Here is a 20,514-nt window from a genome sequence, read left to right as displayed (position 1 = left end):
ATCAACTTCTCATCCATCACTGACAGCTCTTTCCACGGCATCGGCAGGACCCTCCTGCCGGCCGGACTAACTGTCAGCAATGTATCTGGACAGAACTGTCAGGACTCTATCCGGGTCGGACCACTCCCCTCACCCTCCCGCTTTGCGGGTCCCTCCCTCTCCCCGAAGGGGCGAGGGTAAAAAGTAGCCCTCTCCCCGCCGGGGAGAGGGTTGGGTGAGGGGCGTTGGTTATCCGATTATCTCACCCGACCTTCGCGCCAGGCCTGGATGAGGCTGTCATAGGCGACGGTTTCGCCCGGCTCCTTCTCGTTCTCCAGCTTGGGCTTCGGCGCGCCCGGCTGGTCGAACCAGTACTGGGCGTCCTGCTCCTCGTTGAGGCGGGGGCCGCACTCCTCGAAGACGTCGGCGCGTTCCAGCCGCCGCAGGATGTCGTCCTGCTGGGCGGCCAGGCTGTCCATCGCCTCCTGCGGGGTCTTCTCGCCGGTCACCGCCTCCGCCACGTTCTGCCACCAGAGCTGCGCCAGCTTCGGATAGTCGGGAACGTTGGTGCCGGTCGGCGTCCAGGCGACGCGGGCCGGGCTGCGGTAGAATTCGACCAGCCCGCCCAGCTTCGGCGCGGCTTCCGTCATCGCGTCGGAGCGGATGTCGGTGTCGCGGATCGGCGTCAGCCCGACCAGGGTCTTCTTGAGTGAGGTCGATTTGCAGACGCAGAACTGGGCATAGAGCCAGGCCGCCTTGCGCCGTTCCAGCGGCGTGCTGTTGAGCAGCGTCCAGGAGCCGGCGTCCTGGTAGCCGAGCTTCATGCCCTCTTCCCAATAGACGCCGCGACGGCCGGTCGTCCCGCCCCGGCCGCCTCGCCCAGTCTCGCGAACCAGGCTGCGACCGCCGATCTGGCCTTCTCTCCGGCATGGAGGCCCATCTTGGAGCGCCGCCAGAAGAAGTCCTCCGGTACGGTAACGAATTCTCGCGCCACAACGTAGCGTAGTTCCGCTTCATGGAGCCCGTCGCCGAAATCCTCGCCGAGTTGGTCGAGCGAGCCGGCATCGCCGAGGAGGTCGCCCGTGCGGGTCCCGTAGGCGCGGGCGTAGCGACGCGCGAGCGATGCCGGCAGCCAGGGACGGTCTCGGCGGAGTCCGGCCAGGAAGGCGTCGAAATCTGCGTTCGGGATGTCGCCGCCGGGAAGGGGCGCATCGGCCGTCCAGGGCGGAGCCGAGACACCGAGCGGCGCGGCCAGTCTGTCGACCGCCTGTTCGGCTAGCCGCCGGAACGTGGTGATCTTGCCGCCGAAGACGGAAAGCAGCGGGGCCGCGCCCTCCGGCGCGTCGAGTTCCAGCACATAGTCTCGGGTGACGGCCGAGGCATCCTTCGACTTGTCGTCATAGAGCGGGCGGACGCCGCTATAGGTCCAGACGATCAGGTCGGGTGTCACCGGCTGTTTGAAGTAGCCGGAGACGGCGCGGCAGAGATAGGCGATCTCGTCCTCCGCGATCGCGACGGCGGCCGGGTCGCCGTCATAATCGACATCGGTGGTGCCGATCAGCGTGTAGTCGCCCTCATAGGGGATGGCGAAGACGATGCGGCGGTCGTCGTTCTGGAAGATGTAGGCCTGATCGCCCTCGAACAGGCGGGGCACGACGATATGGCTGCCCTTGATGAGCCGGACCGCGCCGTTTGCGTTGAGCCCGATCCGGGCGTTCAGCACGTCGGCGACCCAGGGCCCGGCGGCGTTGACCAGCGCGCGGGCTGTCACCTCGATCTCCTCCCCGCCTTCCGGGGCGAGGCGGACGCGCCAGATATCGCCGTCGCGCCGCGCCGACAGGCATCGGGTGCGGGTGCGGATGTCGGCTCCGCGCTCTCGCGCATCCATCGCGGTCAACACGACCAGCCGGGCGTCCTCAACCCAGCAATCGGAATATTCGAAAGCCTTCGCGAATTGCGGCTGGAGCGGCACGCCTGAGGGATGGGAGCGGAGGTCGACCGAGCGCGATCCCGGCAGCAGCTCCCGCCCGCCCAGATGGTCGTAAAGAAAGAGGCCGAGCCGGACCAGCCAGGCCGGCCGCATCGACCGGTTGTGCGGCAGCACGAAGCGCAGCGGCCAGACGATGTGAGGCGCGGCGCGCAGCAGCACCTCCCGCTCGATCAGCGCCTCGCGGACCAGCCGGAATTCGTAATGTTCAAGATAGCGGAGACCGCCATGGATCAGCTTGGTGCTGGCCGAAGAGGTGCCGGAGCCGAGATCGTTCTGTTCGCACAGCAGGACCGAAAGGCCGCGACCGGCGGCGTCACGGGCGATGCCGGCGCCGTTCACGCCGCCGCCGACGATCAGAATATCGACCGCTCCCTCGCCCCCAGCCCGCATGGCGTCCCCACTGACAGGAGTGGAACATTAACCATCTGCCGTTCGAAGACGAACGCTATAGCGGGTATTTTCTTTCGTAAAGGAAAATAATTCGGAAACGAATTTCGAACACGCTCATACGGAGCCACATGGTTCGACGGGCTCACCATGAGGAAGAAGGGAGAGGCCGCTGCCTTTTTTGGTCATTCCGGCCTCCGAGCCGGAATCCATAAGGGGTCACCGCTTCACCGGCGGCGAAGAACCGGACGTGGCCGCCATCGACGCCGCATGGATGCTGGATCGGGGTCCAGCATGACAGTTTTTGGGGAAGACCCCCCCCCTCTCGAAGCTGTCGAAAGATCCTGCCCAGGCGCGACCGCTCAGTGGTTATGCCGCCGTCAGCATGAAATCGACATGCACTGCTTCGTAGGGAAAAACGATCCGGCGGTCTTCGGTGCTGTCGAGGATGCCAGCGTCCAGCAGGGTGTGCACGTCGCCATGGACCGCCTTCACGTCGCGGCCGACGCGGCGCGCGACTTCACGGATGGTCATGGATCCCTGCCCCGTCATCGCCTTCAGGAGTTCCCAGCGCTTCCTGGTCAGCGTCCGCCACAGCAATTCCGCCGTGGCGAAGGATATGTGCGCGCCCATCTCCCGTCCCGCGAATGCGGAAAGGGCGCGATCGGTGACTTCCTCACGGGAAGCGACGGACAGCGTGACGACATTCATTCCGGCCTCCATAGATCGACATCGCGCCAGAAGCCGGCGAGCAGTCCGGCAGGTGCTTTTGCCGACTTCATTGTCGTACGGAGAACGCATCTGTCCAAGACGCAGTTGCTAAATCCGCGTCCCGGCCCCTTCGGCGGCGGCCTTGCGGGCGGCGTAGAGGGCTATGGCGGTGTCCTGGACGCCGGTGCCGGTCAGGTCGCAGAGGGTTACGGCTTCGGGGCCGGGGCGGCCGGGGGCGAGGCCGGCGACGATCTGGCCGAGTTCCACGACAGGGTGGTCGGGCTTGAGTGCGCCGGCCGCCAGCGCATGATGCAGTTCGCCCAGCCTTTCGCACTGGCTGCGCCGGTCGACGACCAGCAGGTCGGCGTGGGCGAGCGCCGCGGGGGCAATCTCGTTCTTGTCTTCCGCGTCCGACCCCATGGCGGTGACGTGGAGGCCGGGATGCAGCCATTCCGCATACACCAGCGGAGTCCGCGAGGGCGTCGTGGTGACGACGATGTCGGCGGTGCGGACGACGGTTTCGGCGTCGGCGGCCTGGACGGGGATGCCGAAGCGTTCGGACATCTCCGCCGCATAGGCCGTCGCCTTCGCGGCGTCCCTGCCCCAGACCAGCGCGCGGTCGATCTTGCGGACCAGGCGCAGGGCCTCGAGTTGGAGACGGGCCTGGAGGCCGGTGCCGAGGATGCCCGCGACGGCCGCGTCCGGCCGCGCCAGCCGGTCGGCGGCCAGCGCGCCGGCCAGCGCGGTTCGGATGTCCGTCAGATAGCCATTGTCCAGCATCACCGCCTCGACCCGGCCGGTATGCGCGGAGACCAGCGTCATCATCCCGCTGAGGCTGGGCAGGCCCAGCTTCGGGTTGTCGAAGAAGCCCGTGGAGAGTTTGAGCGCGAAGCTGTCGAGGCCCGGCACATAGGCCGTCTTCACGTCCATCTCCCCGTTCTTCTCGACGATGTCGAGCCGGAGGATCGGCGGCATCACCACCCCGCCGCGGCCGAGGGCGGCGAACGCCTCCGCCACCGCGGCCAGCGCCTCGGAATCGAGGCCGACGGACCGCCGGAGTTCGGCTTCGGTCAGGATGGCGATGCTGTCGCTCATGGGCTTCCGCGCTTTCCTCAGGCCGCCTGCCAGAGGCGTTCGCGCACCAGTTCATCGGTGACGGTGTCGAGCGCACGGCGGGCGCGGTCGACGATCTCGTCCACCTCGTCCTTCGTGACGACCAGCGGCGGAGAGAAGCCCAGGATGTCGCCATGGGGCATGGCCCGGGCGATCAGCCCGTTGGCGAGGGCGGCGGCGGAGACGCGCGCGCCGACCTTCAGCGACGGGTCGAGCCGCTCCTTGCTGTCCTTGTCGGCGACGAACTCCAGCGCCGCCATCAGGCCCACGCCCCGGACCTCGCCCACCAGCGGGTGGTCGGCGAACGTCTCGTGCAGGCGCTTTTGGAAATAGGCGCCGGTGCGCTCCGCGTTGCCGGGCAGGTCCTCCCGCTCCACGATGTCCAGCACCGCCAGCGCGGCGGCCGCGCCCAGCGGGTGGCCGGAATAGGTGTAGCCGTGGGAGAAGGCGCCCAGCGTGTCGGACGCCTGCTCCAGCACGTCACAGACGCGGCGGCCGATGATCGAGGCCGACATCGGCACATAGGCGCTGGTCAGCCCCTTGGCGACGGTGATCAGGTCCGGCTCGATACCGTACTTGAAGCAGCCGAAGCTGGCGCCGGTGCGGCCGAAGCCGGTCACGACCTCGTCGGCGATCAGCAGGATGTCGTACTTCCGGAGGATTGGCTGGATCGCCTCCCAATAGCCTTCCGGCGGCGGGGTGATGCCGCCCGTGCCCAGCACCGGCTCCGCGATGAAGCCGCCGACCGTGTCCGGCCCTTCCGCCAGGATAAGTTCCTCCAGTTCCCGCGCGCGGCGGGCGGAGAAGGCGCGCTCGTCCTCGCCCGGCTCCGCGCCCCAATAGTAGTGCGGCGCGCCTGTATGAAGGATCGGATTCACCGGCAGGTCGAAGGCATTGTGATAGAAGGACAGGCCGGTCAGGCTGCCCGAGACGACCGAACAGCCATGATAGCCCCGCTCCCGCGAGATGATCTTCTTCTTCTGCGGCCGGCCGAGGATGTTGTTGTAGTACCAGACCAGCTTGACCTGGGTCTCGTTGGCGTCGGAGCCCGACAGGCCGTAGAAGACCTTGCTCATCTCGCCCGGCGCCATCGACACCAGCCGGTCCGACAAGCGGATCAGCGCCTCGGTCGAATGGGCGGCGTAGGAATGGTAGTAGGCGAGATCCTTCGCCTGGGCGTAGATCGCGTCCGCGACCTCCGTCCGGCCATAGCCGATATTGACGCAGTAGAGACCGGCGAACGCGTCGATCAGGTCGTTGCCCTTGCTGTCGCGGATATGGATGCCCTCGCCGCCGGTGACGATGCGCGGATCGCCGGCCCGGCCGTTGGCGTATTCCTTGAGGTTCGTGAAGGGGTGGAGCACCGACTGGCGGTCCATCTCCTCAAGGCTGATGTTCCGGGCGGTCGTGGTGGTGGTCATGAGATATCTCCTCAGTTGACGCCGCCGATGCAGACGTATTTGAGTTCGGTGTAGTCGTCCAGCCCGTGGCGCGACCCTTCGCGCCCGAGGCCGGACTGCTTGACGCCGCCGAAGGGGATCGGCGCGCCGGTGAATTTCGGCGTGTTGATGCCGACCATGCCATATTCCAGCGCCTCGCTGACCCGCAGCACGCGGGCGACGTCGCGGCTGTAGGCGTAGGCGGCGAGACCGTAGACGGTATCGTTAGCGCGGGCGATGCCCTCCGCCTCGTCGGTGAAGCGCAGGATGGGGGCGACCGGGCCGAACGTCTCCTCGTTCGCGATCGCCATGTCCTCCGTCACGGCGGTCAGCACCGTCGGCTGGAAGAAGGTCCCGCCGAGTTCATGGCGCTTGCCGCCGACGATCGCCTTGGCGCCCTTCGCCAGCGCGTCGGCGACATGGGCCTCGCACTTCGCGACGGCGGATTCGGACATCAGCGGCCCCTGATCGACGGACGGATCGAGGCCGGGGCCGACCTTCAGGGCGGCGACGGCGTCGGCGAACCGGGCCACGAAGGCGTCATGGATGCCGTCCTGGACATAGAGCCGGTTGACCGCCAGGCAGTCCTGGCCGGTCGTCGCGAACTTCGCAGCGACCGCGCCGGCGACGGCGGCTTCGAGGTCGGAATCATCGAAGGCCAGGAACGGCGCGTGGCCGCCAAGTTCCATCGACACCTTCTTCACCGTCTCCGCCGACTGGGCGAGCAGGATGCGGCCCACTTCCGTCGATCCGGTGAAGCTGATCTTCCGCACCACCGGGCTGGCGGTCAGCGTCCCGGCGATGGCGCGGGCGGGGCCGGTTAGCACGGAGAAGACGCCTTCCGGCACCCCGGCCTCCACCGCCAGCACGGCGAGCGCGAGCGCGGAGAACGGCGTCTCGCTGGCCGGGCGCACGATCATCGGGCATCCGGCGGCGAGCGCCGCGCCGGCCTTCCGCGTGATCATGGCGGAGGGGAAGTTCCAGGGCGTGATCGCGGCGGTGACGCCCACCGGCTCCCGCGTCACGCTCATGCGGCTGCCCGACAGGTGGCTGGGGATGGTGTCGCCGTAAAGGCGCTTGGCCTCCTCCCCGAACCATTCCAGGAAGCTGGCGGCGTAGTCGATCTCTCCCCGGCTCTCGTCGATCGGCTTGCCCTGCTCCAGCGTCATCAGGACGGCGAGATCCTCCTTGTGGGCGAGCATCAAATCGCCCCAACGGCGCAAGATGGCCGCGCGCTCCTTCGCGAGCAGGCGACGCCACGGCCCATACGCCTCGGCCGCGGCGGCGATGGCGCGTTCCGTCTCCGGCGCGCCCAGGCCGGGCACATGGCCGATCGTCGCACCCGTCGCGGGATCGGTGACCGCGACCGCGGCGTCCTTCGGACCGTCGACCCATTCGCCGGCCAGGAAGGCCGACTGGCGGAACAGGTCCGGCCGGGAAAGGCGATTTTCCACGCTGAGCGGACCGGTCGTCCGGGCAACCTCGGCAAGCATCGTCATCTCCCTTGGAAACCTTTGAAATAAGGGCGGTTTTCTACCACGAACCCCGCCGTGGGAGATTTCGAACGGGACGCCCGGGACGGAAGCCTATGCGGTTTGAATCGAGAAAACCGGATAATATACGGCGACCATTCGGCCTATTACGCCGGCTGGGAACGGGCGCGATCGATCAGCGTGTCGAGGGGGTAGGGAGCGGCGGTCTTGACCGGCTTGGTGACCACGTAGGTGAAGTACTGGCCGATGCCGATGCCCGCCGTCAGCAGCCGCTCCATGATCGACTGGTAGTGCGCGATGTCGCCGGCCACGACCTTCAGCAGATAGTCGATGCCGCCACCGATGGCGTGGCATTCCACGACCTCCGGCGCTTCCCGGATCGACCGTTCGAAGCGGTCGAAATCGGCGGCCTCATGGCTCTTCAGCGTCACCTCCACGAAGATTGTGGAGGTGCTGAGCACCTTGTCCAGCGACACCCGAGCGCCGTAGCCGGAAATCAGGCCCGCCGCCTCCAGCCGGCGCACCCGTTCCAGACAGGCGCTGGGCGACAGGGCGACGCGGTCGGCCAGCTTCTGATTGGTGATCCTCCCTTCGGCCTGGAGGGCCATGAGGAGCTTGATGTCACGCCCGTCGAGCCGCATTCACTCACCCCATCAGCCGGTGTAGTCGGTCGCCAGGACGGCGAGGCAGTCGCCCCGGCCAATCAGGCCCGGAACGTGCCGACTGTAGACCATCCCGTCCATCGGCGCGGCGTAAAGCGCCGGCGGCCGACCCTGATCCTCGAAGAAATGGACGCGGCCGATCGGGTCGCCCTTCCGGACGTTCGCCCCCAGATCGGCCAGCGCCTCATAGATGCCGGCGTCGGCGGAGGGGACGAAGCAGCCGCCATCGGGCGTATGCATCAGGCGCGAGCCTTCGGCCGGCGGCTCCGGATCGCCGGCCAGCACGTCGAAATGGCGGAGCAGGTTGCGCATGCCGCGATCGGCGACGCCGACCGTGCGCGCGGTGGCCGTACCGGCCCCGCCGAGTTCGGTCGAAATGAAGATCTTGCCGGCATTCTCCACCACGGTGTCGAGCATCCCCTCATTGTCGAGTTCGACCAGCACCAGCGCGACCGGCGCGCCGAACGCCTTGATGGCGGAGAGCGTGCGGTCCATCAACTCCCGATCCTCCAGCCGATGCATGACGACCGAGGGCACGAAATCCAGCGTCTTGCCGCCGGAATGGAGGTCGACCACCACGTCGGCCCGCGACACCAGATGGTAATAGACATAATGGCAGATCATCTCCGTCACCGTGCCGTCATAGCGGCCGGGGAAGGCGCGGTTCATGTTCCGCCCGTCGACGGGCGACAGCCGCGTGGCGGAGCGCACCGCCGGATGGTTCATGGTCGGCAGGATGATGATTCGGCCGCTGACGGCGGACGGCTCCAGCTCGTCCGCCAGCTTCATCAGCGCGATCGGCCCTTCATATTCGTCGCCATGGCTGCCGGCGGTGAACAGCACCGTCGGGCCTTCACCGTTGGCGATCACGGTGATGGGGATGCGGATCGCCCCCCAGGCGGAATCGTTGCGCGAATGGGGCACCGTCAGGAAACCGCGTTGCTTGCCCTGGGCTGCGAGATCGACCGATGCCGAAATCCTGGTTCTTTCCTTGGACATTCCTGCTTCCGTTCCTCTAGTCCGCGATCACCGCGGCGAAACTGTCCATATCCACATTGCGGCCGCTGACGATGGTCGCGACCGATCGCCCTTCCACCCGCACCTTGCCGGCCAGGAGAGCGGCCGCGCCGACGGCGGCGGCCCCTTCCGTCACCAGCCCTTCCTCCCGGTGGAGGTGGCGCATGCCGGCGGCGATCTCCTCCTCCTCCAGCAGCAAGACCTCGTCGATCAGCGCCGCCGTGCGGGCGAAGGTGTGACGGTTGTCGAGGCCGATGCCGCCGCCGAGACTGTCGGCCAGCGTCTCCACCTCCTCCACCGATACCGGACGGCCGGCCTCAAGGCTGGCTGCCATCGCCGCGCCGCGCTTCATGGAGATGCCGACGGTGCGGATCGACGGGTCGGCGGCCTTCAGCACGCCGGCGATCCCGACGAAGAGCCCGCCGCCGGAGAGCGGGATGAGGGCGGCATCGATCTCCGGGAAATCCTCCAGAAGCTCGATCCCGATCGTCCCCTGCCCCGCGACCACGGCCGGATCGTCGAAAGGCGGGATGAGCGCCAGCCCGTCCTCCCGGACGAGGCGCATCGCCTCCTCCCCCGCCTCGTCCTGGCCGCGGCCGACGACCCGCACCTCCCCGCCCGCCGCGCGGATCGCCTCGACCTTGCGGCCGGGGACGAGCGAGGACAGGCAGACGACCGCGCGGACGCCGAGCCGGTCGGCAGCCCAGGCGACGGCGCGGCCGTGATTGCCGGTCGACATGGTGACGACGCCGCGTTCCCTGGCTTCGGGATCGAGCGACAGGATCGCGTTCATCGCCCCCCGCTGCTTGAACGCGCCGATGTCCTGGAGACATTCGAGCTTCAGCCGCACCTCCGCGCCGGCCGCCTTGGACAGGGCGTCGGCGCGGACAAGCGGCGTCCGACGGACGAAGGGCGCGATCCGCGCCCTTGCCCGATAGACATCCCGCAGGCCGACGGGGCTTTCGTCCCGTCCGGTCACTTGACGAACAGCCGCCGCTCGACATCGAGCAGCGCGACGCCGCCTTCGGGCGTCACCAGCACGGTTTCGGAAAGTCCGATGCCCGCCTTGCCGGGAATCTGGATCCACGGGATCAGGTGGAAGGTCATCCCGGCCTCGAACGTCTTCTCCTCGTTCTCCTGGATGGAGAGGATGTGTCCTTCGCCCCAATCGGGGGTGAAGGCGAGGCCGATCGAATAGCCCGACCGCGTGCTCTGCACCGCCCCGAAGGAGTTGCCGGCCAGGATCTCGCGATTGAGCGCATCGACATCGCCGGCCTTCACGCCCGGCTTCATCGCTTCCATCGACGCCTTCACCGCCTGCTGGATCAGCTTCTCGGCCTCCAGCATCTCCGCCGAGGGATCGCCCAGATAGACGTTGCGCATCATCGCCGTGTGGTAGCGCTGGACGCAGCCCCCGATCTCAAGGAATACCGTTTCATCCGGTTGAATCGCGCGGCCTTCCCAGGTGGCGTGGCCGATGGAGCAGCGGGGGCCTGACGCGACGAAGGGGGAGCAGGCGGGGTATTCGCCACCGGCGGCGAACATGGCGTGATGAAGCGCCGCGGCCACGTCGTTCTCCGTGACGCCCGGACGCGCGGCCTCAATCGCCGCCATCATCGCCGCCTCGGTCGCCCGCCCAGCCCGGCGCATGATCGCGATCTCCGCGTCCGACTTGATGAGCCGCCCTTCCTCTATAAGGCCGGAGGCGTCGACGAAGGTGGCGTTTGGCAGCCTTTCGAAGCATTCCTCCTGCTCCGTCGCCCGGAAGAAATAGCAGTGGCGCTCATAGCCGATCCGCTTTCCGGCGAGGCCGAATTCCGCCATCGCGTCGGCCAGCACGGCGAGCGGCCGCTGGGTATCGACGAAGGGGCGGCTATGCTCCACCCACGTCCGGGTCTCGACATTGGAATGTTCCAGTAGCCGGGTGACCATGAACGGCTCGCCGGAAGCCGGCACGACCACGCATTGGAAATAGTAGTAGCCGGTTGTCTGGTAGCCGGTGAGATAGGTGATGTTCTCCGGCGTCGTCACCAGCATGGCGTCGAGGTCGCGGTCAGCCATCCGCGCGCGCAGCGCGTCCAGGCGCCGCTGGAATTCCGGGATCGGGAAAACGAGGTCCGTTCGCTGCTTCATGATCCAGTCCTTGAGGGGGCGCCGTGGCCGGCGTCATCCGTTGTTGTACGGACCATCCTATACATGTGTACATCTGCCCGACAATCCTGGTGAATTGCTTCGACCGTCGAAATATCTGCCGCCCACGACTATCCGTTGGAATGGCAGGAAAACTGACGTTTCTCGCTCCCGCACCGCAACAAAAATAGAAATCCATACGGTATTATGGATGTTTTTGCCGATAGGCCGGCAATTGATCGAATTGTCGGGTGACAAGGTGCGCACCTGTGTTGTACACATCTGCCACGGTTGCGGTGGCGCGGCCCCGGGCCATGACGACGAACCGGCTGTTCGCCGGAGTGATAACACGGAGGCTAACGATGACCCGTCTTACTTCCCATTTCCTGTCCGCCAGCGCGCTCGCGCTCGCGGCGTCCCTGATGGCGGCGCCCGCCCAGGCCCAGTCAACGCTGGAGGAAGTCCAATCCAGCGGCTCCATCCGGATCGGCTTCGCCAACGAAGCGCCGTTCGGCTACCAGAACATCGAAGGCGAGCTGACCGGCGAGGCGCCGGAAGTGGCCAAGGCCGTGCTGGAGCGCATGGGCGTCACCGAGGTCGAGGGCGTGCTGACCGAGTTCGGCTCCCTGATCCCCGGCCTGCAGGCCGGCCGCTTCGACATGATCGCCGCGGGCATGTACGTCACGCCGGCGCGGTGCGAGCAGATCCTGTTCTCCGAGCCCAGCTACGCCATCGGCGAAGCCTTCGCGGTGGCCGAGGGCAATCCGGAGGACCTGCATTCCTATGAGGATTTCGTGGAGAACCCCGACCTGAAGCTGGGCGTCATGGCCGGCGCGGTCGAGGTCGGCTACGCCGAGGCGGTCGGCATCCCGCAGGACCAGCTTGTGGTCTTCCCCGACGGCCCGAGCGCGGTCGCGGGCGTGCGCACCGGCCGCGTCGACGCCTATGCCGGCACGGCGCTGACGATTCAGGATCTGGTGGGTAAGAATCCCGAGGGTGTGGAGCGCGCCACGCCGTTCGAGAACCCGGTGATCAATGGCGAGGAGATCCAGGGTTACGGCGCGTTCGGCTTCCGCAAGGAGGACGAGGCGTTCCGCGACGCCTTCAACGAGGTGCTGATGGAGTTCCGCGGTAGCCCCGAGCATCTGGCCCTGGTCGAGCCCTTCGGCTTCACGGAAACCGAGATGCCGGAGAAGACCACCGAAGAGCTGTGCGCGGCAGGCGGCTAAGCCCGACTCTGCAAACGGGAGGGGCGGCGACGCCCCTCCCCTTCCGCCTCCGTCCCGCCCGGAGGAGGTCCTGACCCGACCGCAGCGGCAGGGAACCCGCCAATGCTCATGACTCTCTTCATGGCGCTTCTGGACGGAGCGCTGGTGACGGTGCAGATCACCGCGATGGCCAGCGTGCTGGCCATCATCTGCGCCGCCATCGCCGGCCTCGCCCGGCTTTCGCGCTTCCGGCCGGTGCGGATGATCGCCGTCACCTATGTCGAATTCTTCAGGGGCACGTCCGCTCTGGTCCAGCTCTTCTGGCTGTTCTTCGTGCTGCCGGCGTTCGGCATCAACCTGCCGCCCATGGTGGTCGCGGTGATCGGCCTTGGCCTCCATATCGGCGCCTACGGCGCGGAGATCGTGCGCAGCGCCGTCACGGCCGTGCCGAGAGGGCAACGGGAAGCCGCGATCGCGCTCAACATGTCGCCGATGCTGGCGATGCGGCGGGTGATCCTGCCCCAGGCGACGATCGCTATGCTGCCGCCCTTCAACAACCTGTCGATCGAGCTTCTGAAGGCGACCTCGCTGGTATCGCTCATCACCATCACTGACCTCACCTTCAAGGCGAACGTCCTCAACATGGCGACGCTCAAGACCGCGGAGATCTACTCGGCCGTCCTGGTGATGTATTTCGTCATCTCCATGGCGATCACGCTGACCTTCCGGATGGTGGAACGCAGGCTGTCGGTCGGGCTGGGCCGGGGGATGGCGCGATGACCTGGGATTGGGCCTACGCCTGGGAAATCCTCCCGCTTCTCCTCAACGCGCTCATCACCACCCTGGAGGCGTCCGCGCTGGGCTTCGTCATCGCGGCGTTCCTGGGGCTCGCCATCGCCCTTGCGCGGCGCTCCCGCATCTCCTGGCTCAGCATCCCCGTCGGGGCCTTCGCCGAATTCATCCGGTCGACGCCGCTTCTGGTGCAGCTCTTCTTCCTCTATTTCGTGCTGCCGCAGCAGTTCGGCATCCAGATGACCGCCTTCACCACCGGCGTCGTCGGGCTGGGCCTGCACTATGCGACCTATACCGCCGAGGTCTACCGGGCGGGGCTGGACGCCGTACCGCGCGGCCAATGGGAAGCCGCCATCGCGCTCGATTTCAGCCCGCGGAGAACCTACACCAACATCGTGCTGCCCCAGGCCATCCCGCCTGTCGTGCCGGTGCTGGGCAACTATCTGATCGCGATCTTCAAGGATTCCGCCCTTCTGTCCGCGATCACCGCTGTCGAACTGATGCAGCAGGCCAAGATCCTGGGGTCGAGGACATTCCAGTACCTCGAGCCCATGACCATGGCCGGTCTCCTCTATCTGACGATCAGCCTGATCGCGGCGTTCTTCATCGGACGGCTGGAGTGGCGCATCAAGCGACGCTACGTCCGGTGAGCCACAGCGATTCAAGGAAAACATCCGTCATGCCGACCAATACCGACAACGCGCCCTCCCATACATCGGAGCTCCGCACCTCGGGCCAGCCGATGGTCCGATTCAAGAAGGTCCGGAAGGCCTTCGGCGACCTGGTGGTGATCGACGATCTGGACATGGACGTGGCCCCGGCCGAGCGGATCGCGCTGATCGGCCCCTCCGGATCGGGCAAGTCGACGATCCTGCGGCTGCTGATGACGCTGGAGAGCATTTCCGGCGGGGTCATCGAGGTCGATGGCCGGCCGCTCTGGCACATGGAGCGGCAGGGCAAGCTGGTTCCGGCCGACAACAGGCACCTCCAGGAGGTTCGCAAGGACATCGGCATGGTGTTCCAGAGCTTCAACCTGTTCCCGCACATGACGGCTCTCAGGAACGTCACGGAAGCGCCGGTCCACGTGCTGGGCCTGCGCAAGGACGAGGCGGAGCAGCGGGCGCTGGAGCTGCTGGACATGGTCGGGCTGAAGGACAAGATCGACCATCACCCCTCCCAGCTTTCCGGCGGCCAGCAACAGCGCGTGGCGATCGCGCGGGCGCTGGCGATGCGGCCGAAGATCATGCTTTGCGACGAGGTGACCTCCGCCCTCGATCCCGAAATGGTGGGCGAGGTGCTGAACGTCATCCGGGCGCTGGGATCGGAATTCAAGCTGACGATGATGATGGTCACCCACCAGATGGGCTTCGCGCGCGAATTCGCCGACCGCGTCTGCTTCCTCTATGAAGGCAAGATCGCCGAGCAGGGGCCGCCGGACCAGATCTTCGGCGAACCGAAGAACGAGCGCACTCAGGCGTTCCTTCGCGCGATCTACGATGCCTGACCTGACGCCCGTCACGGGAACGGCGGAACGCCGGCCCGGCGAGCCCAAGACCAGCGCCGCGCGTGCGCGGTTCGACACGATCTATACCGAAATCCGCAACCGCATCTGCCTGCTGCGCTATCCCCCCGGCCACGCGCTGGCGGAGACGGAGCTGGCGACGGAATTCGGGGTCAGTCGGACCCCGGTGCGCCGCGTGCTGCACCGGCTGGAATATGAGGGGCTGGTCGAGAGCCGGCACGGCGTCGGCACCATCGTCACCCGCATGGACCTTCAACGGCTGCGGGAGATCGACGCGCTGCGCATGCGCCTGTCGGAACTGATCGGCGATCTGTCGCCGACGGCCCGGCATCCCGAGGACACGCTTCACATGCGAGCCCTGCTGCATCGCTGCCGCGCGATCCGCGACCGGATCGACCTTGAGGAATTCGGGCGGATCAACATCGCGGTCCATGAGGAGTTGTCGAAGGCGATCGGCAACCAGGCGCTGCGGGAGATGAACGACCATCTGTTCTTCCAGACGGCGCGGGTCTGGCTGCAGTTCCTGCCCATGACGAACTGGCGCGAAGAGATCGACGCCTTCTGCGGCGAGATCACCGATCTGGCGGCGGCGATGGAGCTGAACGACCTGTCGACGCTGGGCCATATCCGCCGCAACGCCATCTCCATGAGCCGCGTGCGCATGCAGCGCTATTTTTCCGGCTGAACAGCCGGCCGGCTCACGCTCCGGCCGGCTGGGCGATCGGCTTGAGGACAGCGAGGCGAAGCGCAATCGACAGCGCCACGACCAGCAGGATGCCGATGAGCCCTACGACCCCGCCCCACCCCCAGGCGCTCCAGAAGAATCCGCCGGCCGAGCCGACGACGCTGGATCCCAGATAGTAGAAGAAGAGGTAGAGCGAGGACGCCTGCGCACGGGCATGCAGCGCGCGCCGCCCGACCCAGCTGCTGACCGTCGAATGGGCGCCGAAGAAGCCGAAGGTCAGGACGGCGATGCCAAGCACGATGACCGCCAGACCGTCGGCCATGGTCAGCCCCAGCCCCATGATCATGATGACGATGGTCGCCCACAGCACCTTGCGCCTGCCCACCTTCCCCGCCAGGTCGCCAACCAGGATCGAGCTGGCGCTGCCAATCAGATAGACGGTGAAGATGGCACCCACGACGGTCTGGCTGACCTCATAGGGCGGGGCCAGCAGCCGGTAGCTGATATAGTTGTAGAGCGTGACGAACCCGCCCATCAGCAGGAAGCCCTGGAGAAACAGCAAGCGCAGGCCGGGGTCGCGGATATGGTCGGCGAAGGCGTCCAGCATCGCGCGCGGCCGCAGGGCGCGAGCGCGGAATTGCCTGGATTCGGGCAGGCTGCGCCAGAAGACGAGACCGGCCGCGATCCCGGCGACGCCAATGGCGGCGACCGCGAACCGCCAGGAGAAGGCGTCCGTCAGCACCGCCGTGCCCAGCCGTCCGGCCATGCCGCCCAGCGCGCTGCCGCCGATATAGAGCCCCATGGCGAGGCCGATCGCGCGGGGGTGCATCTCCTCGCTGAGATAGGCCATGGCGACCGCCGGCAACCCGCTCAGCGTGATGCCGGCCAGCGCCCTGACGAGAAGGAAACCGTGCCATCCCTGCATCAGGGACGACAGCAGGATCAGCACGGCGGAGACCAGCAGGGAGGCGACCATCACCGGCTTCCGCCCCCAGGATTCGGAAAGCGAGCTGGCGACCAGCATGCCGAAGGCCAGGAGCCCGGTGGAGACGGAGAGGGAGAGGCTGCTTTCCGCCGCGCCGATGCCGAATTCCGCCGAGAAGGCGGGCATCAGCGGCTGCACGCAGTAGAGCAGCGCGAAGGTCGACAGGCCGGCCGCGAACATCGCCAGGTTGGCCCGGCGAAAGGCGGGCGTCCCGCTGACGATCAGGTCGCCGCCGGCATCCGCCGGAGACGCAGCTTCCTTCATTTCGAACATCTCCGATCCGAGGTTAGATCCGGGGGGCGCGGCCGCGATGGCGGCTGGATCTTCTGTCGAGAATGAGCCCGTGCGATCATAGTGTCCAATATGGTAAACGGCATATTTGATATGTTCAGCGAATAGACAGTCAGCGCATGGAACTGCGGCATCTTCGATATTTCGTGACCCTGGCGGAGGAGCTTCATTTCAGCCGGGCGGCGGCGCGGCTGGGCATCTCCCAGCCGCCGCTGAGCCAGCAGATCCAGGCGCTGGAGGAGGAGTTGGGCGCCCGCCTTCTCCACCGCACCAATCGCCGGGTCGATCTTACCGAGGCCGGCCGGCTGTTCCTGGTCGAGGCGCGGGCGACGCTGGCCCAGGCCGAACGCGCGGCCGACATTGCCGGGCGCGCGCAGAGGGGAGAGATCGGAGAGCTGAAGCTGGGTTTCACCGCGTCGGCGCCCTTCACGGTGACGATCCCGAAGATGATCTTCGCCTTCCGGCAGGCCTTCCCGGCGGTCCACCTGACCCTGCAGGAGATGACGACCAAGCAGCAGCTGGACGCGATGACGGAGCGGCGGCTGCATGTCGGCTTCATCCGCAGCCCGGTCTATCCGACCATGACACCGGAACTGAAGGCGCTGGAGCTGTTCCGGGAACCGCTGGTGGCGATCCTGCGCGCTGACCACCCGCTGACGGCGGGCGACCCGACCGACCGGATCGCGCTTTCAACCCTGGCGGCGGAGCCGTTCGTGATGCATCCGCGCGCCGTCGGGACCGGGCTGCACGACCAGATCACCGCGCTGTGCCAGCAGGCCGGCTTCAGCCCGCGCGTCAGCCAGGAGGCGCGCGAGGCGCCGACGATCGTCGGGCTGGTCGCCGCCGGACTGGGCGTAACGCTCCTGCCCTCCTCCTTCCGCCGGATCAGGGTGGAGGGTGTGGCCTATCGCGACCTGGCCGATCAGGGCGCGATGACCGCCATGTGGCTCGCCTACCCCGAGCACGACCTGTCCCCCGCTGCCCGCGCCTTCGTCGATCTGGTCGCTGCCCACCAACCTGTGGCCGGGCAGGAGCATTGAGCACGCCGAAGCGGGGATTTCCGCTTGAGTTTCGCGGGCCGGATGCCAGTATCCGCCCTCCTCTCTTTCGCCATTCCGGCTCAAGGCTTTCCATCCCGTGACAACCCATAATCGCAAGATTTCCGTGATCGGCCTCGGCTATGTCGGTCTGCCCGTGGCGGTCGCCTTCGCGCGCCAGGCGAAGATCGTGGCCTTCGACATCAACGCCCGGCGGATCGCGGAACTACAGCAGGGGCATGACCGGACCGGCGAGGTCGATGGCGAGGAACTGCGGGAGGTGGGGATCGCCTTCACCGACGATCCCGCAGACCTGGCGCAGGCCGATTTCCACATCGTCACCGTGCCGACGCCGATCAACGACGCCCTGCTGCCCGACCTGTCGCCGCTGATCGCCGCGTCGCGCAGCGTCGGCCGCGTGCTGAAGAAGGGCGACATCGTCGTCTATGAATCGACGGTCTATCCGGGCGCGACGGAGGAAGATTGCGTGCCGGTGCTGGAGGCCGAGAGCGGCCTTTCCTTCGGCCGCGACTTCACCGTCGGCTATTCGCCGGAGAGGATCAATCCCGGCGACCGGGAACACCGCTTCACGACCATCCGGAAGGTCGTGTCGGGATCGGACGCCGAAACGCTGGAAACGGTCGCCGCCGTCTACGGTTCCGTCGTCGAGGCCGGCATCCACCGCGCGCCATCGATCAAGGCGGCGGAGGCGGCGAAGGTGATCGAGAACACCCAGCGCGACCTGAACATCGCGCTGATGAACGAGCTGTCGCTGATCTTCCACCGGCTGGGCATAGACACGCAGGACGTGCTGGCGGCGGCAGGGACGAAGTGGAACTTCCTGCGCTTCACGCCGGGACTGGTCGGGGGCCACTGCATCGGTGTCGACCCCTACTACCTGACCCACCGCGCCCAGCGTGCCGGCTACAATCCGGAGGTCATCCTGGCGGGACGCCGGATCAATGACGGGATGGGGGCATTCGTCGCCCGCGAAACCGTGCGCGCCATTCTGCATGGCAGCAGGAGTGGATCGCCGACCATCACGGTGTTGGGCCTGACCTTCAAGGAAGACGTGCCGGACATAAGGAATACCAAGGTCGTCGATGTCATCCGGGAGTTGGAGGCGTTCGGCCTGAAGGTCCAGGTCCACGATCCGGTGGCCGACCCGGAGGAGGCGCAGCACGAATATGGAATAGCGCTGACGCCGGCGGAATCCCTCGCTCCGGCGGACGCGGTGATCCTCGCCGTCGGCCATGATGAATTCCGCCGCGCGGGCTGGGACCGGATCGGCAGCCTTCTCAAGGACCGGCGCGGATTCGTCGCCGACCTCAAGGCCGTCCTGGACCGCGACGGAGCGCCCGAGGGAATCACCCTCTGGCGCCTCTGAGCCCCATGCCGCCCCGGCCGCGTCGGGCCACCATATCCCTTCGCGACAGGAGCAGCCGTCGTCGCGACGGTTGACACCGCCTGCCCCAGGACCGTCAATTGCCGACCCCGCCGACGGTCCCCTGGACCCATGCGGACGCAGCAACAGCCGTGACCCGCGCCTTTCCTGGCGAGACGGCAAAATCGGAATTGCTCATGGCCCAGGTAAAGAAGGAATCGGTACGCCAGGCGATCCTGGACAGCGCCTTCGAGCTGATCACGCGCCAGGGATACGCAGCGACCACGCTGGCGCAGATCGCGCGGGGCGCGGGCATCGCCACGTCCAACGTCTATGTCTATTTCGAATCGAAGCTGGGAATCCTGTTCGCGCTGAGCCGGCCCTGGCTGCTTGACCAGTTGGAGCGGCTGGAAGCCGGGGCGGGAGATTATTCCACCTCACGGGACCGGCTGCGCGGCATCCTGCTGACGGTTTGGGACGACCTGCCTTCCCGCGATGGCGGCTTCGCCTATAACGTCATGCAGGCACTGTCCAGCGTCACCCCGCAGGACCGGTATTCCACCGACCTGCTGACGACCGTCCTGGCGCGGGTCTCCCAACTGATCCGCGGCTGCCTGCCGGACGGTCACCCCCGCCGCGGCGACAGCGACCATCTGGCCTATGTGGTGTGGATGGCGTTCGACGGTTTCGCGATCAACCGGACCCTGTCGGGACGCCCCGAAGGGCTGGACAGGATGGTGGAGCTCTATTGCGACATCATTCTGGGTTCCGAGCCGGCGATGGCGGCCGATGCGGCGTCCGGCAGGCTGGCCCAACGACGCTGATCGATCAGGGAAATTTCACCGTCTCGCCCACGCCGCGCGTCGTGACCGTCCAGCGCGTCGTCCGGGGCCCAACCGCGAGCACGACCTCCCGCGATTCGCCGAATTCTTCCGGCGCGGTGGCGAAAAGCTGGACCTCGTCGCCCGCCGCCACCGAACCCGACCGGATCCACTCTCCCTGATTGACCCGGAAGAAGGGTTGCCCCTCCCCATGGATCGTGGCCGGAAGCTCCCCTTCGAAACCGCGCAACGATATGATTTCGGACGTCACGCCGGCGGCGGGTTCCTGGCCTTCAAGGGAAGTGAAGGAGAACGGCGCGGGAATCTGGTTGGGGTCGCGCGTGGAGACCTTCCACACCGTCTCATAATCGCCGACGCTGACCACGATCTCCTCCGTCGTGCCCAGAGTGATCGGGCTGCGCGCGCTGACGGCCACGGTGTCGCCCGGCAGGACGAGCGTGCGGCGGCGGCGGAATGCCCGGTCGTTCTGGATGACGACAACGTCGGTGCCGCCCTCCACGGTCATCAGTAGCGGCTCCTCGAACCCCGTCAGTTCGACCGACGGGGTCTGGAGCACCATCAGCGGCTCCAGATCCGTTTCGGACGGGAAGCTGAAGGGCTGGGGCCGGCCCTCCCCCGGCCGCAGCACGCCCAGCGTCTGGTCGGGCGGAGGTTCGTGAGTGGCCGCGCCGGCAACGCCGGCCGCGCCGAGCAGGGCGAGGCCGACCAGCAGGCGACATGCCGCTTTGAATTTCCATATCCCCACGAACAACCCCGCGCCGAAGAAAGGTTTCGCCGAAAGCGCGAAAAAACTCTTTCGAATGATGGGTTAACACATTTGGCGGGCCATCCGTTCGTTCTGCTTGAA

The 20,514-nt window shown here is 66.9% G+C and carries 19 protein-coding genes and 1 pseudogene; 8 read left to right on the top strand and 12 right to left on the bottom strand.

Translation table 11 applies throughout. The features are described 5' to 3' along the window. Positions 1–236: 236 nt before the first annotated feature. The 10 genes and pseudogenes from AAFN89_RS20260 to AAFN89_RS20215 all read right to left on the bottom strand — a co-directional run. Positions 237–824, bottom strand: a pseudogene (locus AAFN89_RS20260) (carbohydrate ABC transporter substrate-binding protein); the annotation flags it as partial. Beyond that, complete coding sequence (gene glpD / locus AAFN89_RS20255; RefSeq protein ID WP_347541042.1) at positions 800–2,359, bottom strand: glycerol-3-phosphate dehydrogenase; 1,560 nt, start codon at positions 2,357–2,359, stop codon at positions 800–802. The pseudogene AAFN89_RS20260 and the gene glpD, both read right to left, overlap by 25 nt. Before the next feature lie 366 nt (positions 2,360–2,725). Beyond that, on the bottom strand, positions 2,726–3,067 hold the full coding sequence (locus AAFN89_RS20250) for a transcriptional regulator (RefSeq protein ID WP_347541041.1): 342 nt from the start codon (positions 3,065–3,067) through the stop codon (positions 2,726–2,728). A 108-nt stretch (positions 3,068–3,175) separates the two neighbouring features. Next, entirely contained in the window at positions 3,176–4,162 is a 987-nt protein-coding gene (locus AAFN89_RS20245; RefSeq protein ID WP_347541040.1) for a cyclodeaminase, read from the bottom strand. A 17-nt stretch (positions 4,163–4,179) separates the two neighbouring features. Then, the gene (locus AAFN89_RS20240) at positions 4,180–5,601 is read right to left on the bottom strand and encodes an aminotransferase (protein WP_347541039.1); all 1,422 of its coding nucleotides are present in this window, start codon (positions 5,599–5,601) and stop codon (positions 4,180–4,182) included. Positions 5,602–5,612: 11 nt separating this feature from the next. Then, positions 5,613–7,112 carry an NAD-dependent succinate-semialdehyde dehydrogenase gene (locus AAFN89_RS20235; RefSeq protein ID WP_347541038.1) on the bottom strand — a complete coding sequence of 500 codons (1,500 nt, stop codon included), beginning with the start codon at positions 7,110–7,112 and terminating at the stop codon, positions 5,613–5,615. A 146-nt stretch (positions 7,113–7,258) separates the two neighbouring features. Then, positions 7,259–7,753: an Lrp/AsnC family transcriptional regulator gene (locus AAFN89_RS20230; RefSeq protein WP_347541037.1), complete on the bottom strand. Its 495-nt coding sequence runs from the start codon at positions 7,751–7,753 to the stop codon at positions 7,259–7,261. Positions 7,754–7,765: 12 nt separating this feature from the next. Beyond that, positions 7,766–8,773, bottom strand: a complete 1,008-nt coding sequence (gene doeB / locus AAFN89_RS20225; protein WP_347541036.1) for a N(2)-acetyl-L-2,4-diaminobutanoate deacetylase DoeB — start codon at positions 8,771–8,773, stop codon at positions 7,766–7,768. Positions 8,774–8,789: 16 nt separating this feature from the next. After that, positions 8,790–9,770 (bottom strand): hydroxyectoine utilization dehydratase EutB, encoded by a 981-nt coding sequence (gene eutB, locus AAFN89_RS20220; protein WP_347541035.1) that lies wholly within the window; start codon positions 9,768–9,770, stop codon positions 8,790–8,792. Next, positions 9,767–10,924, bottom strand: coding sequence for a M24 family metallopeptidase (locus tag AAFN89_RS20215; RefSeq protein WP_347541034.1), 1,158 nt, complete (start codon positions 10,922–10,924; stop codon positions 9,767–9,769). The genes eutB and AAFN89_RS20215 overlap by 4 nt, the downstream gene beginning before the upstream one ends. 359 nt (positions 10,925–11,283) lie before the next feature. Between AAFN89_RS20215 and ehuB the strand changes: the two genes are divergently transcribed. The 5 genes from ehuB (at position 11,284) to AAFN89_RS20190 (ending at position 15,128) form a co-directional block, all read left to right on the top strand. After that, a complete protein-coding gene (gene ehuB / locus AAFN89_RS20210) occupies positions 11,284–12,150 on the top strand; it encodes an ectoine/hydroxyectoine ABC transporter substrate-binding protein EhuB (RefSeq protein ID WP_347541033.1) in 867 nt (288 codons plus the stop codon). Positions 12,151–12,252: 102 nt separating this feature from the next. Then, positions 12,253–12,909, top strand: a complete 657-nt coding sequence (gene ehuC, locus AAFN89_RS20205; protein WP_347541032.1) for an ectoine/hydroxyectoine ABC transporter permease subunit EhuC — start codon at positions 12,253–12,255, stop codon at positions 12,907–12,909. After that, on the top strand, positions 12,906–13,571 hold the full coding sequence (gene ehuD, locus AAFN89_RS20200) for an ectoine/hydroxyectoine ABC transporter permease subunit EhuD (protein ID WP_347541031.1): 666 nt from the start codon (positions 12,906–12,908) through the stop codon (positions 13,569–13,571). Before ehuC ends, ehuD begins: the two co-directional genes overlap by 4 nt. Before the next feature lie 29 nt (positions 13,572–13,600). Beyond that, a complete protein-coding gene (gene ehuA, locus AAFN89_RS20195) occupies positions 13,601–14,425 on the top strand; it encodes an ectoine/hydroxyectoine ABC transporter ATP-binding protein EhuA (RefSeq protein ID WP_347541030.1) in 825 nt (274 codons plus the stop codon). Continuing rightward, complete coding sequence (locus tag AAFN89_RS20190; RefSeq protein ID WP_347541029.1) at positions 14,418–15,128, top strand: GntR family transcriptional regulator; 711 nt, start codon at positions 14,418–14,420, stop codon at positions 15,126–15,128. Before ehuA ends, AAFN89_RS20190 begins: the two co-directional genes overlap by 8 nt. Before the next feature lie 13 nt (positions 15,129–15,141). On the opposite strand, the gene AAFN89_RS20185 is transcribed toward AAFN89_RS20190, so the two are convergent. Then, on the bottom strand, positions 15,142–16,377 hold the full coding sequence (locus AAFN89_RS20185; RefSeq protein ID WP_347541028.1) for an MFS transporter: 1,236 nt from the start codon (positions 16,375–16,377) through the stop codon (positions 15,142–15,144). Positions 16,378–16,523: 146 nt separating this feature from the next. On the opposite strand from AAFN89_RS20185, the gene AAFN89_RS20180 reads away from it, so the two are divergent. The 3 genes from AAFN89_RS20180 to AAFN89_RS20170 all read left to right on the top strand — a co-directional run bounded on the left by AAFN89_RS20180 (position 16,524) and on the right by AAFN89_RS20170 (position 19,649). After that, positions 16,524–17,444, top strand: a complete 921-nt coding sequence (locus AAFN89_RS20180; RefSeq protein WP_347541027.1) for a LysR family transcriptional regulator — start codon at positions 16,524–16,526, stop codon at positions 17,442–17,444. Positions 17,445–17,541: 97 nt separating this feature from the next. Then, positions 17,542–18,828 (top strand): nucleotide sugar dehydrogenase, encoded by a 1,287-nt coding sequence (locus AAFN89_RS20175; RefSeq protein WP_347541026.1) that lies wholly within the window; start codon positions 17,542–17,544, stop codon positions 18,826–18,828. A gap of 194 nt (positions 18,829–19,022) precedes the next feature. Further along, complete coding sequence (locus AAFN89_RS20170; protein ID WP_347541025.1) at positions 19,023–19,649, top strand: TetR/AcrR family transcriptional regulator; 627 nt, start codon at positions 19,023–19,025, stop codon at positions 19,647–19,649. Positions 19,650–19,653: 4 nt separating this feature from the next. Here the strand turns inward: AAFN89_RS20170 and AAFN89_RS20165 are convergent, their stop codons facing one another. Next, on the bottom strand, positions 19,654–20,412 hold the full coding sequence (locus AAFN89_RS20165; RefSeq protein ID WP_347541024.1) for a hypothetical protein: 759 nt from the start codon (positions 20,410–20,412) through the stop codon (positions 19,654–19,656). Positions 20,413–20,514 lie beyond the last annotated feature (102 nt).

This window comes from Inquilinus sp. CAU 1745 (assembly GCF_039839375.1).
Classification (GTDB): Bacteria; Pseudomonadota; Alphaproteobacteria; order DSM-16000; family Inquilinaceae; genus JBDOQU01.
Note: the sequence above shows the minus strand (reverse complement) of the source record. Positions and strands in the feature narration are given on the sequence as shown.

Coding starts and splice junctions, on each gene's coding strand:
- glpD (WP_347541042.1), bottom strand. CDS start 2,359: ATGCGGGCTGGGGGCGAGGGAGCGGTCGATATTCTGATCGTCGGCGGC.
- AAFN89_RS20250 (WP_347541041.1), bottom strand. CDS start 3,067: ATGAATGTCGTCACGCTGTCCGTCGCTTCCCGTGAGGAAGTCACCGAT.
- AAFN89_RS20245 (WP_347541040.1), bottom strand. CDS start 4,162: ATGAGCGACAGCATCGCCATCCTGACCGAAGCCGAACTCCGGCGGTCC.
- AAFN89_RS20240 (WP_347541039.1), bottom strand. CDS start 5,601: ATGACCACCACCACGACCGCCCGGAACATCAGCCTTGAGGAGATGGAC.
- AAFN89_RS20235 (WP_347541038.1), bottom strand. CDS start 7,112: ATGCTTGCCGAGGTTGCCCGGACGACCGGTCCGCTCAGCGTGGAAAAT.
- AAFN89_RS20230 (WP_347541037.1), bottom strand. CDS start 7,753: ATGCGGCTCGACGGGCGTGACATCAAGCTCCTCATGGCCCTCCAGGCC.
- doeB (WP_347541036.1), bottom strand. CDS start 8,773: ATGTCCAAGGAAAGAACCAGGATTTCGGCATCGGTCGATCTCGCAGCC.
- AAFN89_RS20215 (WP_347541034.1), bottom strand. CDS start 10,924: ATGAAGCAGCGAACGGACCTCGTTTTCCCGATCCCGGAATTCCAGCGG.
- ehuB (WP_347541033.1), top strand. CDS start 11,284: ATGACCCGTCTTACTTCCCATTTCCTGTCCGCCAGCGCGCTCGCGCTC.
- ehuC (WP_347541032.1), top strand. CDS start 12,253: ATGCTCATGACTCTCTTCATGGCGCTTCTGGACGGAGCGCTGGTGACG.
- ehuD (WP_347541031.1), top strand. CDS start 12,906: ATGACCTGGGATTGGGCCTACGCCTGGGAAATCCTCCCGCTTCTCCTC.
- ehuA (WP_347541030.1), top strand. CDS start 13,601: ATGCCGACCAATACCGACAACGCGCCCTCCCATACATCGGAGCTCCGC.
- AAFN89_RS20190 (WP_347541029.1), top strand. CDS start 14,418: ATGCCTGACCTGACGCCCGTCACGGGAACGGCGGAACGCCGGCCCGGC.
- AAFN89_RS20185 (WP_347541028.1), bottom strand. CDS start 16,377: ATGAAGGAAGCTGCGTCTCCGGCGGATGCCGGCGGCGACCTGATCGTC.
- AAFN89_RS20180 (WP_347541027.1), top strand. CDS start 16,524: ATGGAACTGCGGCATCTTCGATATTTCGTGACCCTGGCGGAGGAGCTT.
- AAFN89_RS20170 (WP_347541025.1), top strand. CDS start 19,023: ATGGCCCAGGTAAAGAAGGAATCGGTACGCCAGGCGATCCTGGACAGC.